The 16,299-nt window shown below is 66.1% G+C and carries 15 protein-coding genes (1 of these 15 cut by a window edge); 11 read left to right on the top strand and 4 right to left on the bottom strand.

What is annotated here, in order from left to right; all coding sequences use genetic code 11:
* Positions 1-62 precede the first annotated feature (62 nt).
* From sseA to CVO77_RS08920, 4 genes are all read left to right on the top strand, one after another.
* Positions 63-905, top strand: coding sequence for a 3-mercaptopyruvate sulfurtransferase (gene sseA, locus CVO77_RS08935; RefSeq protein ID WP_105998728.1), 843 nt, complete (start codon positions 63-65; stop codon positions 903-905).
* A 163-nt stretch (positions 906-1,068) separates the two neighbouring features.
* Positions 1,069-2,391, top strand: a complete 1,323-nt coding sequence (chrA, locus tag CVO77_RS08930; RefSeq protein WP_105998727.1) for a chromate efflux transporter — start codon at positions 1,069-1,071, stop codon at positions 2,389-2,391.
* Positions 2,392-2,412: 21 nt separating this feature from the next.
* Positions 2,413-3,612 (top strand): cystathionine beta-lyase, encoded by a 1,200-nt coding sequence (metC, locus tag CVO77_RS08925; RefSeq protein ID WP_105998726.1) that lies wholly within the window; start codon positions 2,413-2,415, stop codon positions 3,610-3,612.
* Positions 3,609-4,547, top strand: a complete 939-nt coding sequence (locus tag CVO77_RS08920; protein WP_105998725.1) for a mechanosensitive ion channel family protein — start codon at positions 3,609-3,611, stop codon at positions 4,545-4,547. Before metC ends, CVO77_RS08920 begins: the two co-directional genes overlap by 4 nt.
* Here CVO77_RS08920 and ppa read toward each other — a convergent pair.
* Together ppa and CVO77_RS08910 are read right to left on the bottom strand one after the other, a co-directional pair.
* The gene (gene ppa, locus CVO77_RS08915; protein ID WP_105998724.1) at positions 4,544-5,080 is read right to left on the bottom strand and encodes an inorganic diphosphatase; all 537 of its coding nucleotides are present in this window, start codon (positions 5,078-5,080) and stop codon (positions 4,544-4,546) included. The genes CVO77_RS08920 and ppa overlap by 4 nt on opposite strands.
* Before the next feature lie 103 nt (positions 5,081-5,183).
* Positions 5,184-7,109 (bottom strand): M61 family metallopeptidase, encoded by a 1,926-nt coding sequence (locus tag CVO77_RS08910; protein ID WP_105998723.1) that lies wholly within the window; start codon positions 7,107-7,109, stop codon positions 5,184-5,186.
* A 254-nt stretch (positions 7,110-7,363) separates the two neighbouring features.
* Here CVO77_RS08910 and hisS point away from each other — a divergent pair, with 254 nt between their 5' ends.
* From hisS to CVO77_RS08880, 6 genes are all read left to right on the top strand, one after another.
* Positions 7,364-8,644: a histidine--tRNA ligase gene (hisS, locus tag CVO77_RS08905; protein ID WP_105998722.1), complete on the top strand. Its 1,281-nt coding sequence runs from the start codon at positions 7,364-7,366 to the stop codon at positions 8,642-8,644.
* An 89-nt stretch (positions 8,645-8,733) separates the two neighbouring features.
* Positions 8,734-9,801: a peptide chain release factor 1 gene (prfA, locus tag CVO77_RS08900; RefSeq protein ID WP_105998721.1), complete on the top strand. Its 1,068-nt coding sequence runs from the start codon at positions 8,734-8,736 to the stop codon at positions 9,799-9,801.
* A 110-nt stretch (positions 9,802-9,911) separates the two neighbouring features.
* Positions 9,912-10,727, top strand: coding sequence for a peptide chain release factor N(5)-glutamine methyltransferase (prmC, locus tag CVO77_RS08895; RefSeq protein WP_106000746.1), 816 nt, complete (start codon positions 9,912-9,914; stop codon positions 10,725-10,727).
* Between the two features lie 252 nt (positions 10,728-10,979).
* Positions 10,980-11,822, top strand: a complete 843-nt coding sequence (locus CVO77_RS08890; protein ID WP_105998720.1) for a DUF4167 domain-containing protein — start codon at positions 10,980-10,982, stop codon at positions 11,820-11,822.
* A gap of 75 nt (positions 11,823-11,897) precedes the next feature.
* The gene (locus CVO77_RS08885) at positions 11,898-13,319 is read left to right on the top strand and encodes a DUF4139 domain-containing protein (protein WP_105998719.1); all 1,422 of its coding nucleotides are present in this window, start codon (positions 11,898-11,900) and stop codon (positions 13,317-13,319) included.
* 11 nt (positions 13,320-13,330) lie between these two features.
* A complete protein-coding gene (locus CVO77_RS08880) occupies positions 13,331-14,884 on the top strand; it encodes a DUF4139 domain-containing protein (protein WP_106000745.1) in 1,554 nt (517 codons plus the stop codon).
* Here the strand turns inward: CVO77_RS08880 and CVO77_RS08875 are convergent.
* Positions 14,881-15,273, bottom strand: a complete 393-nt coding sequence (locus CVO77_RS08875) for an acyl-CoA thioesterase (protein ID WP_105998718.1) — start codon at positions 15,271-15,273, stop codon at positions 14,881-14,883. The two genes, CVO77_RS08880 and CVO77_RS08875, sit on opposite strands and share 4 nt — an antisense overlap.
* Positions 15,263-15,571, bottom strand: a complete 309-nt coding sequence (locus tag CVO77_RS08870; RefSeq protein ID WP_105998717.1) for a hypothetical protein — start codon at positions 15,569-15,571, stop codon at positions 15,263-15,265. The genes CVO77_RS08875 and CVO77_RS08870 overlap by 11 nt, the downstream gene beginning before the upstream one ends.
* Positions 15,572-15,968: 397 nt before the next feature.
* Here CVO77_RS08870 and CVO77_RS08860 point away from each other — a divergent pair, with 397 nt between their 5' ends.
* Positions 15,969-16,299: the 5' portion of a CBS domain-containing protein gene (locus CVO77_RS08860; RefSeq protein WP_105998716.1), read on the top strand. It continues 95 nt past the right edge of the window; the window shows 331 of its 426 coding nt (coding positions 1-331); its start codon is at positions 15,969-15,971; its stop codon lies beyond the right edge, outside the window.

Genomic DNA, 16,299 nt, shown 5'->3' with positions numbered 1-16,299 from the left:
AGGATTGATCGCGGCGAGGGACGGACAAAATGGTTCCCGCGCGGTCGCAACAGGAGCATGACATGGACGCCTTGGTCTCAACCGACTGGCTGGAACGCGAACTGGGGGCATCGGACCTGCGGGTGGTCGATGCGACGAAATTCATGACCGGAACCGACCGCGACGCGCGCGCGGAATATGAGGCGGGGCATATCCCCGGCGCGGTGTTCATGGACCTGGCCGAACTGGCCGACACCAACAGCAAGATCGAGAATATGGCCCCCACGGCCGAGAAATTCGCGAGCCGCATGCAGTCGCTCGGCCTTGGCGACGGCAGCCGCATCGTCATCTATGACGACAGCCCGCTGAAGAGCGCGGCGCGCGCCTGGTGGCTGCTCAAACTGTTCGGCGCGCACGACGTCGCGCTGCTCGACGGCGGCCTCGCCAAGTGGAAGGCCGAGGGACGGCCGCTCGAAATGGGCAAGCAGACGCTCCGCCATCGCCATTTCACCGTGTGGCGCGATGCGAAAGCGGTCCGCACCAAGGAGCAGATTCTCGAAAATCTGGCGCTCGGCAGCGAGCAGGTCGTCGACGCGCGCCCCGCGGCGCGCTTCACCGGCGAGGAACGCGACCCGCGTCCGGGCATGGCGCCCGGCCACATCCCGGACTCGGTCAGCCTGCCGCATTCGGCGCTGTTCAACGCCGACGGCACGTGGAAGCGCGGCGACGAGCTCAAGGCCGCGTTCGATGCGGCGGGGGTCGACCTCGACCAGCCGCTGATCACCACCTGCGGCAGCGGCATGACCGCGACCGTCGTCGCCTTTGGCGCGCATCTTCTCGGCAAGGAGGATGTCGCGGTCTATGACGGAAGCTGGACCGAATGGGGTGCCGACCCGGCGACCCCGAAGGCGACCGGCGCCGCCTGATCGCCACGCAAGCGCGGCTTTGCGGCCGCGCTGCTTTTCTGTCTTGTCGTACCCCGCTGCGCCGCGTTAATCTCGGCGCATCGGGGTGAGGCAACCCCCCGGTCAGGCCGTCGCCCAAGCGTTGCTTTTTCACCCGGCTCCGCCGGATGGGGAAGTATGACCGATGACCGGATTGCCCGACCAAACTCTCGCTCCCGCCCAACCCAGCTTCGCGGAGGCTGTTCGCGCCTATGCGCGGATCGGCTGGCTCAGCTTCGGCGGGCCTGCCGGGCAGATCGCGCTGATGCACCGCGAGTTCGTCGACGATCGGCGCTGGGTCGACGAGTCGACCTTTCTCCACGCGCTCAACTTCTGCCATCTGCTGCCGGGGCCCGAGGCGCAGCAGCTTGCGACCTGGATCGGTTGGCGGCTGCACGGCTTTCGCGGCGGGCTTGCGGCGGGGTTGCTGTTCGTCGTCCCCGGCGCGCTCGTCATGTTCGGCCTGTCGACGCTTTATGTGCTCGCGGCGGGGCTCGACTGGTTTGCAGCCCTGTTCCTTGGCATCAAGGCGGCGGTGCTCGCGGTTGTCGTGCAGGCGCTCATCCGCATCGCCGGCCGCGCGCTCAAGACGCCGTTCCTGCGCGGCATCGCGGCGGCCTCCTTCGCCGCGCTGGCATTGTTCGCGCTGCCCTTTCCGTTCGTCGTCCTCTCGGCGCTGCTGCTCGGCTGGGCCGCGGCGCGGTGGCGGCCCGGCTGGATGAAGCTGGTGCCCGCAAAGGCTGGGCTGCTGCCGCCCGCCCGCTCGGCCTGGCGGCAGAGCCTGTCGGCGGTGCTGCTGTGGAGCGCGGTCTGGGCGGCGCCGATGGTGCTGATCCTCGCAACGCTGGGACGGGGGCATGTCTTGTGGGATATCGGCGCCTTCTTTTCGCAGCTTGCGGTGGTGAGCTTCGGCGGCGCCTATGCGGTGCTCGCCTATATGGCGCAGGAAGCGGTGAGCGGCTTCGGCTGGCTGCACCCCGGCGAGATGGCCGACGGGCTGGGCCTGGCCGAGACGACGCCGGGGCCGCTGATTCTCGTCACCCAGTTCGTTGGTTTCCTCGCCGCGTGGCGCGACGCCGCACCCTTCACGCCTTTCGTCGCGGCGTTGCTCGGCAGCCTGCTGACGCTGTGGGTGACCTTTGCGCCCTGCTTCCTGTGGATCTTCGCTTTCGCGCCGTGGATCGATCGGCTCGAGCGCGCGGCGGGGCTGAAGGGCGCACTCGCCGCGGTGACGGCGGCGGTGGTCGGGGTGATCGCCAACCTGTCCTTGTGGTTCGCGCTTCACACTCTTTTTCGCCGGATCGGGCGAGCGTCGTGGGGCATCGACGTGCCGGTGCCGTCGAGTATGGACCTTTCGGCCGTGCTGCTGGCGATTCTCGCCTTCGTGCTGCTCTTTCGCGTCCGCATCGGGATTATTCCGCTGCTGGCGATCTGTTCGGCGGGTGGCCTGCTACTGGATTTTGGCTAGGGCTGCGCTAACAAGGCGGGCATGAGCAAAAACGACGATCAGACCCTCCGCCCCGCGACGAAACTGGTGCAGGGCGGGCGGCGGCCCGAATGGACGGGCGATCCACGGCTCGGCGGTGGGGTCGTCAACCCGCCGGTGTGGCGGGCCTCGACGATCCTCTATGACAGCATCGCCGACCTCAAAGCGCGTGGGGCTTCGACGCATGACAAATTTTATTACGGCCGGCGTGGGACGCCGACCGTCTGGGCGCTCGCCGATGCGCTGACGATGATGGAGCCCGGCGCGGAGGGCAGCCTGCTCTATCCCTCGGGAGTCGCGGCGATTTCGGCGGGGCTGCTCGCGCTGCTTTCGCCCGGCGACCATCTGCTGATGGTCGACAGCGCCTATGAGCCGACGCGCGCTTTCTGCAACGGCATGCTCGCGCGGATGGGCGTGCGGTCGAGCTTCTACGATCCGCTGGTCGGCGCCGACATCGCCGATCTGATCGAGCCCGCGACGAAGCTGATCTTTCTCGAATCGCCGGGTAGCCTGACCTTCGAGGTGCAGGATATTCCCGCGATCACCGCACTCGCCCGTGCGCGCGGCGTGCTGACGATGCTCGACAACACCTGGGCGACGCCCTTGCTTTTTCCCGCGCTCGCGCATGGTGTCGACGTGACGATGATGAGCCTCACCAAATATGTCGGCGGGCACAGCGACGCGATGATGGGCAGCCTGACCGCGACGAAAGCGGTGTGGCCCAAGCTGCGCCACGCGGCCTATCAGCTCGGCCAGGCGGTTTCGCCCGACGATTGCGCGCTGGTGCTGCGCGGCCTTCGCACGCTCGACGTGCGGCTGGCGCGGCATGGCGACAATGGGCTTGCGGTCGCGACCTGGCTCGCCGGACGGGCGGAGGTCGGGCGGGTGCTGCATCCGGCGCTGCCGGGCGATCCGGGCCACGCGCTGTGGTCACGCGACTTTGCCGGGACGAGCGGTCTGTTCGGTTTCACGCTGAAGGGCGGTGACGACGTGGCGCGCGCGCGCTTCATCGACGCGCTTGCGCATTTCGGCATCGGCTTTAGCTGGGGCGGCTATGAAAGCCTTGCCGTGCCGGGCGACCCGCAGACGATCCGCACCGCGACGCGGTGGATCGATCCCGACGCGCTCGTCCGTTTGTCGATCGGGCTCGAGGATCCCGCCGACCTGATCGCCGACCTCGAACGCGGCTTCGCGGCGCTATGAGCGGCGGCGGGGTTCGCGAAAGCGTCACGCGCGTCGTCGAGGCGATGCAGGCGATCGGGCTCGACGTCGGCTCCTACCGCCTGTCGCTTTATGGCCTTTTTTCGACGATCATCGTCGCGGTCCTGTTGTGGATCGGGGTCAAGCTGGTGATGCGCGCGATCAAATGGCTGCTCCGCCGCAATACGCAGATCGACCAGGCGCAGCGATTGCTCACCGAAAAGCTGATCGCGATCGCGCTCGCCTCCTTCGCGCTGCTGCTCGGCATCGACCTGCTCGGCATCGACCTGACGACGCTCGCGGTCTTTTCGGGCGCGGCGGGGCTGGCGATCGGTTTCGGGCTGCAAAAGACGGTCGGCAATCTGATCGCGGGAATCATCTTGCTGATGGACCGATCGATCCAGCCCGGCGACGTGATCGTCGTCGGCGACGCCGCGTCGATGGGCGCCGGGCCGCTGCCTGGCGGGGTGCCCAATGTCGGGCGCGTCGCAAAGATCGGGGTACGCGCGGTCAACGTCATCACCCGCGACGGCAAGAAGCATCTGATTCCGAACGAACTGCTGATGACCCAGCCGGTCGAGAATTGGAGCTATTCGAGCCGCGACGTGCGGGTGCGGATGCGGGTTCCCGTCGCCTATGAATGCGACCTGCGCGCGGCGCAGGCAATCATCGTCGAGGTCGCGAAGGCCAATCCGCGCATCCTCGCCGACCCCGCGCCGGTGGTGTGGATCACCGCCTTCAGCGAACGCGGAGTCGAGCATGAGCTGCGCTTTTGGATTTCGGACCCCGAATCGGGGCTCGGCAACATCCAGGGCGAGGTGTTTCTGGGAATTTGGGAGCGGTTCAGGGACGCGGGCATCCGCATCCCCTATCCGCGCACCGACCTGCGGATGGTCGGGGCGCCGGATGAGGGTCCGGCGCCCGCAAGCGGACGTTAAAGCCCGGTCGTCTTCGCACGCTCGATACATTCGACGATGATGCGTTTCGCCTCGTCGACATCGCCCCAGCCGTTGAGCTTCGCCCATTTGCCGGGCTCGAGATCCTTATAATGGGTGAAGAAATGCTCGATCTGCTGGAGCACGATCTCGGGCATGTCCTTGTAGGTCTTGACCTTGTCATAATAAGGAAAGGTCTTGTTGACGGGCACGCACAGCAGCTTTTCGTCGCCGCCGGCATCGTCTTCCATCAGGAGGACGCCGATCGGGCGGCACTTGACCACCGCGCCCGCGATGATCGGCGAGCGCGCGACGACGAGCGCGTCGAGCGGGTCGCCATCGTCGCCCAGCGTGTGCGGGATGAAACCGTAATTGGCGGGGTAGCGCATCGGGGTGTGCAGGAAACGGTCGACGAACAGCGCTCCCGACGCCTTGTCGAATTCATATTTCACCGGCTCGCCGCCGATCGGCACTTCGATCAGCACGTTCAGGCTGTCGGGCGGGCTGTCGCCGGCCGGGATCAGGTCGATACGCATGGGAGATGTCCTCTTGTGTTTTTGAATCGCGCGCGCCTTTAGCGCCGGAAGCGGCGCAAAGTCGAGGGGGGAGCTTGTCCCCTCCCGCTTGCGCGAGGGGAAATCAGAGCTGGCGCTTCGACGCGAGCAGGCGGTCGAACCAGTCCGGCCCGGCGCCCGCCTTTTCGAGGTGCGGCCAGCGCAGGCCGCCGTGATAATCGATATCGACGGTGCGATAGCGCCCGTCGCGCTCGACGAGCAGGCGGACCGGAGTCTTGCCGTCGGTCGCGGCGCGAATCGCGGCTTCCAGCCGGTCCTTGGTATAAGCGACGCCATCGACCGCGACGATCTTCGTGCCATTGACGATGTCGGCCTGAAAGGCGGGGCCGTCCCACAGGATGCTGCCCGCGACGCCGTCCTTGCCGATTACCATCCCGAGCGAATGGGTGAGATCATAGGTCTTCGCGCGCGCCATGCGGGCGCGGTCATAGGCGTTGGGCGCATCGCGCCAGACGAGGCGGTAGCCCGCGCGCTCGATCCCCGCGACCGGCGCCGGCTGGCCGGGGCGCTGCATATGATCGCGCAGGAATGTCGCCCAGTCATAGGGGTGGACCGCGTTCAGCGCCGCGACGACATCGTCGAAATTATAGGTGACCTCGCCCCAGTCGCCATTCTTGCCGCCAAAAAAGCCCTTGGCGAAATCGTCGAGGCTCTTGGTGTCGTTCGTGGCCTGACGGATGATCATGTCCGCCTCGAGCCACATCAGCGAGCCTTCGTTGTAATAATCCTCGGTGCGTGTCGCGCTGGGGAAAGCGCGCGCCTTGCGCCCCGCGATGACGGGGTCGAGCGTCGTATCCTCGACCGAGCGCCAGTCGCGCCCCGCCTCGACGCTGAAATAAGCGGCGTTGGTCGCCCATTCGGACAGGATCATATCCTTCGACTGCATCCCCGACCGGCCGGCGAGGACGAGATCCCAGAAGCTCGTCTGGCCTTCATAGACCCACAGCAGATTGCCCTGCATCGGGGTACGGAAATCGGGGGTCCACAGCTTGTCGGGGCGGCGGTATTTGCCGTTCCAGCTATGCGTGAATTCGTGCGGGAGCAGCCCGCGCAGCGTCTCGCCATCGTCCCATTTGGTGAAATAATCCGGATCGCTGCTGTTCTCGCTGCTGCGATGATGTTCGAGCCCGATGCCGCCGAGTTCGTCGGTCAGCGCGAGCAGAAATTCATAGCGGTCGAAATGACGGACGCCGAACAGCGCGACCGCCTCCGCCACCAGCGCGGCATGGCGGGCGATCTGGTCGGGTTTGGCCTCCAGATATTGGGCCTCGTCGGCGACGACGTTCAGCGTGACATTTTGCCCGAGATCCCATTTGCGAAAATATTTGCCCGCAAACATCGGGCTGTCGACCAGCGTTTCATAGCTCGTCGGCGCATAGCTGTAGCGATTGCCCGCGACCTTGAGGCCGTCGAGCGCCGCCGCGCCCGTCCAGCCATCGGGGAGCGTCACGTCGAGTTGCACCGGGATGTAGCGGGTGAAAATGCCGGCGGGATAGAGGCTGACCTGCTCCCATTGCAGGTTCATCATCGCCGGGGTGACGACGACGCGGCCTTCGCTGGTGCGCGTCGGCGACAGGAAGTCGAAGGCGACGTCGATGCTTTTCGTGCCCGCGGGCACGTCGATGTCAAAGGCGTAGACGTCGGTCGGCTGGCGCGTCCAACTCAGTGGCTTGCCGCCGGCACTTGGCCGGAAGCCCGCAATCTCGGCGATCGCCCCGCGCGGGGCGTGCTTGCCGGGCAGCCATTGCGGATAGAGCAGGGTGAACTTGCCCGCCTTGGCGACCGGGATCGTCTGGCGGACATGAAAGATGCCGCGCATATAATCGGTCGCATCGACCTTGAGCTGCATCGTGCCGGGATAGGGCTTGTCGGCGGGCAGCGGGATGATGTGCGGCTGAACCACCGGCTGCGGGCGGCTGTTGCCGTCCTGGGCGTGTGCAGGGGTGGCGAGAGCGATGAGAGCGGCTGCGATCAAGCGTGTCTTTTTCATGAGGACTCTCTGCCGGGAAACGCTCCTTTCTACAACCTTCTCCCCTTGCGGGAGAAGGATACGCAGCCTTGGCGCGAAGCGCCTAGGCGCAGTTGGATGAGGGGTTGCGGTCGCTCAGCGACCGCGCGAGCCAGTGGCTCGCAACCCCTCACCCAGCTTCGACTAGGCAGCAAGCTGCCAAGTCTTCGCATCCCTCTCCCGCAAGGGGAGAGGGGGCTTTGCGCAATATGCAAAATCGACTAGACGCGCGGCGCATGAGCAAGGACAAATCCGCAAAGATCAAGGCCCCGCAGCCGGTGCGCGGCACCCAGGATATGCTCGGCGATTTCGCCGATCGCTTCCTGCATGTGGTCGACGCCTTCGATCGGGTGCGCCGCCTCTATGGCTTCAAGCGGGTCGAGGTGCCGGTGATCGAACCGACCGCGGTGTTCGCGCGCAGCCTGGGCGAGACGACCGACGTCGTGTCGAAGGAAATGTATAGTTTCGAGGATCGCGGCGGCGAATCGATCACGCTGCGTCCTGAATTCACCGCCGGCATCGCTCGCGCTTACATCACGAATGGCTGGCAGCAATTCGCGCCGCTCAAGGTCGCGACGCACGGCCCGCTGTTCCGCTACGAGCGACCGCAAAAAGGGCGCTACCGCCAGTTCCACCAGCTCGACGCCGAAATCATCGGCAGCGATAGCCCGCTCGCCGATGCCGAATTGCTGATATTCGCCGACCAGCTTTTGAAGGAACTGGGCGTCGCCGAGGGGGTGACGCTGACGCTCAACACGCTTGGCGACGTGGAAAGCCGCGAGGCGTGGCGCGGCGCGCTGGTCGAGCATTTCATGGAACATCGCGGCGATTTGTCCGAAGACAGCCTCGCGCGGCTCGACAAGAATCCGCTGCGCATCCTCGACAGCAAGGATCCAAAAGACCGCCCGATCGCCGACAGCGCCCCCGATATCGACGCCTATCTGACAAGCGAAGCGCAGGACTTCTTCGGCGCGGTGACCGCGGGCCTCGACGCCGCGGGCGTGGCGTGGGAGCGCAATGCCCGGCTCGTGCGCGGGCTCGACTATTATCGCCACACCGCCTTCGAATTCGTCACCGACCGTCTTGGCGCGCAGGGCACCGTGCTCGGCGGCGGGCGTTATGACGGGCTGATCGAAAATCTCGGCGGCCCCGTGACCCCGGCGGTCGGCTGGGCGGCGGGGATCGAGCGGCTGGCGATGCTGGTGGAAGAGGCGGGTGCGTTCAGAACTTTTGTGCCGGACGTCGCGGTGGTTGCCGAAAACGCGGACTGCGAACTGACGGCTTCCAGTTTGACGTCCGCTTTTCGCCGCTCGGGCTTTTGGGCCGAACTTGTGGCGACGGGCAGTCCCCGAAAACGATTTGATCGTGCGCGTAAACTTGAACCGGCCTTGATCGTTTCGCTCGACGTCCGCGAAGGAGTGCACACGCGGAGCATCAAGCTTCTGGATGATCGCTATAACCGCTCGCCTGCGGCTCACGACATTTTCGAATCCTTCTTTTCGTCACCCCGGACTTGATCCGGGGTCCATGGCCTGAGGACGCGATGTTCGACCATGGATGCTGAAACAAGTTCAGCATGACGAAGAATTGAAATGATAGCGAGTAGATGACCTCCATTCCCGAACGCCAGATCGACGCGATCATCGAACGCCACGCGGCGCTGCAGGCGCGCATGGCGACGGGCGATATGGCGCCCGCCGATTTCGTCGCCGCGTCGAAGGAGTTTGCCGAGCTTGAGCCCGTCGCGGTGGCGGCGCGCGCGGTGGTGCGGCTGCGCGGGGAACTCGCGTCGCTGACCGAGATGCTCGCCGATCCCGAGATGAAGGCGATGGCCGCCGAGGAAATCGCGGCGATCGACGCGGCGCTGCCCGCCGCCGAGCACGACCTCGCGATCAGGCTGCTGCCCAAAGACGTCGCCGACGAACGCGCCGCGATGCTCGAAATCCGCGCCGGCACCGGCGGCGACGAAGCGGCGCTGTTCGCGGGCGACCTGCTGCGCATGTACAGCCGCTATGCCGATGGTCAGGGCTGGAAGGTCGAGATCATCTCGGCGAACGAGACCGAGGTCGGCGGCTATAAGGAAGTCGTCGCGAGCGTCGTGGGGCAGGGCGTCTTTGCCAAGCTGAAGTTCGAAAGCGGCGTCCACCGCGTCCAGCGCGTCCCCGTCACCGAAAGCGGCGGGCGCATCCACACCAGCGCCGCGACCGTCGCGGTGCTGCCCGAGGCCGAGGAAGTCGACGTCGCGATCAACGACAATGACCTCAAGATCGACATTTATCGCGCGTCGGGTGCGGGCGGCCAGCACGTCAACACCACCGATTCGGCAATCCGCATCACCCATCTTCCGTCGGGGCTCGTCGTGATCCAGCAGGACCAGCGCAGCCAGCACAAGAATCGCGCCAAGGCGATGCAGGTGCTGCGCGCGCGCCTCTATGACCTCGAGCGCGAAAAGATTCACAGCGCAGAAGCGTCGGCGCGCAAGTCGATGGTCGGGTCGGGCGACCGCTCCGAACGCATCCGCACCTATAATTTCCCGCAAGGCCGCGTGACCGACCACCGCATCAACCTGACGCTCCACCGCCTGCCCGAGATATTGGAAGGGCAGATGGACGAGTTGATCGACGCGCTGATCGCCGAGGATCAGGCGCAGCGACTGGCGGGGCTGGGTGAGTGATCCAATAGAATCCGTTCGCATCGAGCGAAGTCGAGATGCCCTTTGGCTTGGCGTGATTGCGATGGGTGTCTCGACTTCGCTCGACACGAACGGAATTTGGTGTGGGTGACATTCAGAAGGCGCTGCGCGACGCGGCGCGGCGGCTCGCAGACGTGTCCGAAACGCCGCGGCTCGACGCCGAACTGTTGATGGCGCATGCACTGGGCGTCGAGCGGCAGGCACTGCTGCTCGACCCGTCGCGCTTCGCGGTGCCCGAAGGCTTCGCGGCGCTCGTCGAGCGGCGGATGCGCCGCGAGCCCGTCGCCTATATCGTCGGCCATCGCGATTTCTGGACGATCCGGCTGGCGGTCGCGCCGGGCCTGTTGATCCCGCGCCCCGACAGCGAGACGCTGATCGAGGCGGCCGTCGCATATTTCGGGGCCGATGCGCCGCGCCGCATTCTCGACCTGGGAAGCGGGCCCGGCACACTGCTCCTCGCCGCGTTGGCCGAGTGGCCGGAGGCGACGGGGGTCGGCATCGACGAATCCGCAACGGCTGTCGACTGGGCGGTGCGCAATGCCGCCGATCTGGCGATGGACGAACGCGCGCGATTCCGGCTGGGCGACTGGACGTCGGGACTCGAAGGCCCGTTCGACCTGATCCTCTGCAACCCGCCCTATATCGCCGATTCCGAAGCCTTGATGCCCGACGTCGTCGATCACGAACCCGCGGGCGCGCTGTTCGCGGGCGCCGACGGGCTCGACGATTATCGCCGCATCCTTCCCGATCTGCCGCGGCTATTGGCGCCCGGGGGCGCTGCGATCCTTGAAATCGGCCATAGGCAGCTTATCTTGGTAAGTGAGCTTGCCGAAGCCGCCGGTTTTACGGCCCGAAGCCGTCGGGATTTGGGCGGACGCGACAGGGCGGTCGTGCTGACCCGCCCCTGAATCGCCCGCAATTATTTTCTTGGTTTCCGCCGCAAAGCGCGGTAGGGGCGGCTCACAGGCCCGACCGGGGCCCCTTGATGGGTCCGGCTGGTCTGTTTCCCACTTACGATGCTGGTGCGGGGCCGTGGGGCCCGGCGCAAGCGGTAAAGGGCAAGAACCGCGCTTGGAAGCGCGGGCGCGACGCGCAGATGGCGCGGTCGGCCAAAAGGGGTTGGCGTAGCTTATTAGCTTATCAGGATGTCTCAGTTGAACATGAACAACCGACAGAGCGGTCGCCGTCGCGGCCGCAACAACAACGGCAGCAACAATAATCGCCCGCAGTCCGGCGGTCGCGGTGGCGCCGATCAGGCCAACCGGATCGATAGCCGCGCGCGCGGCAATGCGGCCCAGATGATCGAGAAATACCGTAATCTCGCGCGCGACGCGCAGCTTTCGGGCGATCGGGTCCAGACCGAATATTATCTGCAATTCGCCGACCATTATTTCCGGGTGCTGAGCGATTTTCGCATTCGCCAGGAAGAAAAGGCGGCGGCGAACGGGCAGGAACGCAGCCCCGACCGTCATCGCGAAATTCGCGGCGTCGAGGATTTCGACGGCCACGACGACAGCGACTTCGAGGCCGAGGCGCCCGCCGAGCGGGCCGAGCGGGCCGAGGGCAATCGCGACAATCGCGAGCGTCAGGGCGGTGAGCGTCAGGGCAACGAACGCCAGGGCGGCGAACGCCGCGACGAGGACGACAATCGCGGCAATCGTCCGCCGCGCGAACGCGGCAACCGCCGCGATCGTGACGAAAGCCGTGCATCACAGCCCGACGCCGAGGATAACGGCGAAGCGGTGACCGAGGAAGTAGCCCCCGCGCCGCGCGCCAATCGCCGCGGCCCGCGTCGCGCCCGTCCGGCCGACGCCAATGACGACGGCGGCAACGCCGGTATCGACACGGCGGTGCTGCCGCCGGCGATCGGCCGTCCCGAACCGAGCCCCGAACCAAGCGAGGCCGAGGCCACCGATGCCGGCGACGAAGCGCCCGCCCCGAAGCCGCGCCGCACCCGCCGCACGCTGGCGGCGCGCGATACTGGGGTCGAAGCGGCCGAATAAGCCCGCGATTTCGCACTGGTTTTTATAAAGCGCATGCCATAGCCTCCCCCGGACGAGGGTTCGGGGGAGGTTTTTATGCGGGCTTTGGCTGGTGCTTGTTTTCTCACCCTGGCGCTGGGCGCCGTTCCCGCCGCGGCGCAGGATCCGGCGGCCGGCAATGCGCAGGGCGACGTGGCCGTCACCATCTATAATGGCGGCCAGTCGCTGGTGCAGGACATCCGGCAGATATCCTTTCCCGCCGGCCGGACGCGGCAGGAATTTCCCGACGTGTCGGCGCAGATCCGGCCGCAGACGGTGTCGTTCAGCGCCGCGGGCACCGCGATCGTCGAACAGAATTTCGATTATGACCTGCTGTCGCCCAATGCGCTGATGCAAAAGGCGGTCGGCGAGATGGTGACGCTGCTCCGCATCAACCCCGCGACCGGCGCCGAGACGCGCGAGCGCGCGAAAGTCCTCGCGGTCAACGGCGGCGTGGTGCTCGAAATCGGGTCGCGCATCGAGATATTGCGCGACGACGGGCTGCCGGTGCGGGTGATCTTCGACAAGATTCCGCCGAACCTGCGCGCCAAGCCGACGCTGTCGATCACCGTCGAGAGCAAAAGCGCCGGAACGCGGCCGGCGACGCTGTCCTATCTGACCAGCGGGCTCGGCTGGTCGGCGGACTATGTCTCGCTCTACGATGAAAAGGCGGGGACGATCGACGTCCAGGGCTGGGTGACGCTGACCAACAACAGCGGCACGACCTTCGACAAGGCGCGTACCTTGCTGGTGGCGGGCACGCCGTCGGCGGCGGGTATGGCGAGCTATGGCGGCACCTATTATCGATCGAGACCCGCACCGCCGGGCGAATTGCGCCGTGCGGGCACCGAAACCGCGCCGCGCGAGCAGCTTGGCGACTATTATCTCTATCCGCTGGCCGAGCGCACGACGATCGCCAACGCGCAGACGAAGCAGGTCAGCTTCCTCGACGTGGCAAAGGTGCCGGCGCAGAAAATCTATGAATATACGGTCGGCGGCTTCGACAATATGAGCGAGCCGAAGAGCGCGGCGAGCGTGATCAAGTTCAGTTCGAGCGCCGAGGGCGGGCTGGGCGATGCGCTGCCCGCCGGGACGGTGCGCTTCTACCAGCGCGACCTGCGCGGCGACCCGCAATTCATCGGCGAAAGCCGGATCGGGCATACCCCGATGGGCAGCGAGCTGGGGCTCAAGACCGGCGAAGCCTTCGACGTCAAGATCAAGGCGACATTGGTGTCGCGCGAGCGGCGATCGCCATCGACCTGGCGCTCGTCGATGTCCTATCTGCTCACCAATGCGCGGCCGCAGCCGGTGACGGTCGACCTCGTCCAGCGCGGGCTCGACTGGTATTGGGATGACACGCGCATCATCACCGAAAGCCAGAAGAGCGAACGGCTCGACAGCGACGGGACCAAATGGCGCGTGACGGTGCCCGCCAACGGCGAAGCGACGATCACCGCCACGTTCGAAACGCGCTATTGATCCGCGCCGCGATGCGCCGGTCGCTGGTCCTCCCGCTGTTTTTCGCCGCCGCGCCCGCGATGGCGCAGGGCGTCGTGACCTCGACGGCCCCCGATTCGCTTTCGGTCAGCGCGTTTCGCGATCCCGGCCGCGGTGCGGGGGGCGAGATCGACCTCGACAGCCTGAACGGCTTCGCGCTGATTTCCGAACAGCGCACGATCGACCTGCCCGCGGGCGAATCGGTGCTGCGGTTCGAGGGGGTGGCCGAAGGGATGGTCGCGGTGTCGGCGATCGTCACCGGCCTGCCGGGCGGGGTGGTGCAGAAGAATCGCGACGCCGCGCTGCTCTCGCCGGCCAGCCTGCTCGACGGGTCGCTCGGCAACCGCGTCCATCTTCGCCGCACCAGCCGCGCGACGGGGAAGGTCACCGAAGAGGATGCCTTCATCCGATCGGGCCCCGACGGCGCCGTCGTGCTGCGCACCGCCGCCGGCTATGAGGCGCTGCGCTGCTCGGGCCTTCCCGAGACGCTGACCTATGACGGGGTGCCGAAGGGGCTGACCGCGAAGCCGACGCTGTCGGTGACGACGCGCAGCCCCGCCGCGCAGCGGGTGACGGTGACGCTCACCTATTTGTCGACGGGGTTCGACTGGGCAAGCAATTATGTCGCGCGCGTCGCAAGCGATGGCAAGACGCTCGACCTCTTTGCCTGGCTGACCGTCGCGAACAGCAATGGCGAAAGCTTCGCCGACGCCAATCTCTCGGCGCTCGCGGGGACGCTCCATATCGAACAGGATATGGACGAGCTGGTCGAGCCGCCGCCGCAGCCCCAGCTTCGCCTGTCCTGTTTTCCGACCGGCAGCGGGCGCTATGGAATCCCGCCGCCGCCCCCACCGCCACCGCCTCCGCCCGCCCCGATGGCGAGCTATGACGAGATCATCGTCACCGCGCAGCGCCGCGAAGCGCTGATGGCGTCGCCGACGGCGATCACGGTGGTCAGCACCGCCGAGCTTGAGGATCTGGGCGATCTCAAACTCTATCGGGTGCCGATGCGGGTGACGGTCGCGGCCAATGCGCAAAAGCAGGTCGCGCTGCTGGTCAAGGACAAGGTGCCCTTTCGCACCATCTATCGCCTGCGCCTTTGTCCGACCTGCGAGCCGAAGAGTGAAGGCACCGAGATCGTGCTGCGGATGGAAAACAAGGAGTCGGGCAAGCTCGGCATACCGCTGCCGAGCGGGCAGGTCGCGGTGTTCGAGTCGGCGCTGGGCGAGGAATTGCTCGCGGGTGAGGGCGCGATGCGCGACCATGCGGTCGGCGAGACGGTCAACCTCGTCATCGGCGAAAGCAGCCAGGTGCGCGTCACCGCCGATAACTATTATGCGCCGGGCAAGGAAGGCGACGATTATCGCCTGACGGTGACCAATGCGAACCCCTTTGCGGTCGCGCTCGAACTCGGCTTTGAAATCGATGACCTGAAGCGAGTCGATTCGCGGCTTCGCAAGCTGCCGCGCAAGGATGGCCTGCCGACCTGGATGGTCACCGTGCCCGCCAATGGCAGCCGGACGCTCGACTATCGCGCGAAGGATTAGGCCGGCGGCAGCGCGCGCGGGCGGTGGTTTTCGTCGAGCGCGACGAAGGTGAACAGACCTTCGGTGACGCGCGCCTCGGTGCGGCCGCCGTCGCGAGTCGCGACGACCTCGATCCGGATTCCCATCGACGAGCGGCCGCGCCGTTCGAGGTGCGCATAGACCGATATGATGTCGCGCAGCAGGATCGGCGCGATGAACTCCATCGTCTCGATCGCGACCGTCGCAACGGCGCCCTGCGCCTCGCGGCCCGCGACGATGCCGCCGGCGATGTCCATCTGGCTGAGCACCCAGCCGCCGAAGATATGGCCGTTGGCATTGATGTCGGCGGGGCGGGGGACGATGCGCAGGATCGGGTCGCGCGGGGCCGAATCGGCCGCCTTATCGGTCATGATTCATGTCTGGGTCATCGGCGAAGGGGTCGTCGATCGCTTCGTCATGGCCGCTGCCGCTCGACAGGAAGACGAGCCCCATCAGCGCCGCGCCGAGCATCACCGACAGGCCGACGCCCGCCGCGGTCGCGATGACCATGTGAATCGTGAACTGGTCGCCGAGCGTGTAGCGCAGCCAGGCGAGCGCGACGATCACCGCCACGAACGAGACGAGCGCCATGCCGCGCATCAGTCGGCGATAGCGCGCCCAGGCGATATCCGACGTCGTGCGGTCGTCGAGCGGCGAGTGTTTGACCATGCGCCTTCCATGAACCAAGCGAGCGCGAAGGCCAAGGGGCAATGGGGCTAGGTCCCATACCCCTTACCGGCGCGTTCGAGGCGTCGAAATGGCGAAGATATCGGGTTCGGGCGGGCGCAGCGTGTAGTGGTTCTACCCGCAAGGCCGACCGGAGCCGAGATCGAAGCCATTTCGGCGTCGCTTCGCGATTTGACCGATTTTGTCCATTGCTTCGTCAGCAAGTCTTGAAATATCGACATATTCCTTCGCCTTGCCTTCTCGCGCTGAACAAAATCGCTTCAAACCTCGAACGCGCCGGTAAGGGGTATGGGACCTAGCGTCAGATGTCGGTTTCGGCATTGCCGCGAATCATGATAGGCTTTGTCGGCAACGGAAAATGGACAAGGGAGCGGCACCTATGACGATCGGAGCGATTCTTCACGGGCGTACGGGCGCGGTGATTTTGGCGCGGCCCGGCGATACGGTGCGCGCGGTGATCGACCTGCTCGCCCAGCATCGCATCGGCGCGGTGCCCGTGGTGGAAGATGATTTGATCGTCGGCATTTTTTCGGAGCGCGACCTGGTGCGACTTATGTCCTCCTATGGCCCCGAAGCGCTCGACCGCAGCCTCGACGAGGTGATGACCAAATCGCCCGTCACCTGCGATTCGGACATGGCGGTGATGGGCGCGCTGTCGCAGATGACGCAAAAGCGCATCCGCCACCTGCCCGTCGTCGACGGCGGGCGAC

Source organism: Sphingopyxis lindanitolerans (assembly GCF_002993885.1).
GTDB classification, from domain to species: domain Bacteria; phylum Pseudomonadota; class Alphaproteobacteria; order Sphingomonadales; family Sphingomonadaceae; genus Sphingopyxis; species Sphingopyxis lindanitolerans.
The sequence above is the reverse complement of the archived record's forward strand: the minus strand, read 5'-3'. Positions and strand labels throughout refer to the sequence as shown.

Bases quoted from the DNA above. Each gene is read 5' to 3' on its own strand.
- metC (WP_105998726.1), top strand. From the start codon at position 2,413: ATGAGCAAAAACGACGATCAGACCCTCCGCCCCGCGACGAAACTGGTG.
- CVO77_RS08885 (WP_105998719.1), top strand. From the start codon at position 11,898: ATGCGGGCTTTGGCTGGTGCTTGTTTTCTCACCCTGGCGCTGGGCGCC.
- hisS (WP_105998722.1), top strand. From the start codon at position 7,364: ATGAGCAAGGACAAATCCGCAAAGATCAAGGCCCCGCAGCCGGTGCGC.
- CVO77_RS08870 (WP_105998717.1), bottom strand. From the start codon at position 15,571: ATGGTCAAACACTCGCCGCTCGACGACCGCACGACGTCGGATATCGCC.
- ppa (WP_105998724.1), bottom strand. From the start codon at position 5,080: ATGCGTATCGACCTGATCCCGGCCGGCGACAGCCCGCCCGACAGCCTG.
- chrA (WP_105998727.1), top strand. From the start codon at position 1,069: ATGACCGGATTGCCCGACCAAACTCTCGCTCCCGCCCAACCCAGCTTC.
- CVO77_RS08910 (WP_105998723.1), bottom strand. From the start codon at position 7,109: ATGAAAAAGACACGCTTGATCGCAGCCGCTCTCATCGCTCTCGCCACC.
- CVO77_RS08890 (WP_105998720.1), top strand. From the start codon at position 10,980: ATGAACAACCGACAGAGCGGTCGCCGTCGCGGCCGCAACAACAACGGC.
- CVO77_RS08920 (WP_105998725.1), top strand. From the start codon at position 3,609: ATGAGCGGCGGCGGGGTTCGCGAAAGCGTCACGCGCGTCGTCGAGGCG.
- prfA (WP_105998721.1), top strand. From the start codon at position 8,734: ATGACCTCCATTCCCGAACGCCAGATCGACGCGATCATCGAACGCCAC.
- CVO77_RS08875 (WP_105998718.1), bottom strand. From the start codon at position 15,273: ATGACCGATAAGGCGGCCGATTCGGCCCCGCGCGACCCGATCCTGCGC.
- CVO77_RS08880 (WP_106000745.1), top strand. From the start codon at position 13,331: ATGCGCCGGTCGCTGGTCCTCCCGCTGTTTTTCGCCGCCGCGCCCGCG.
- sseA (WP_105998728.1), top strand. From the start codon at position 63: ATGGACGCCTTGGTCTCAACCGACTGGCTGGAACGCGAACTGGGGGCA.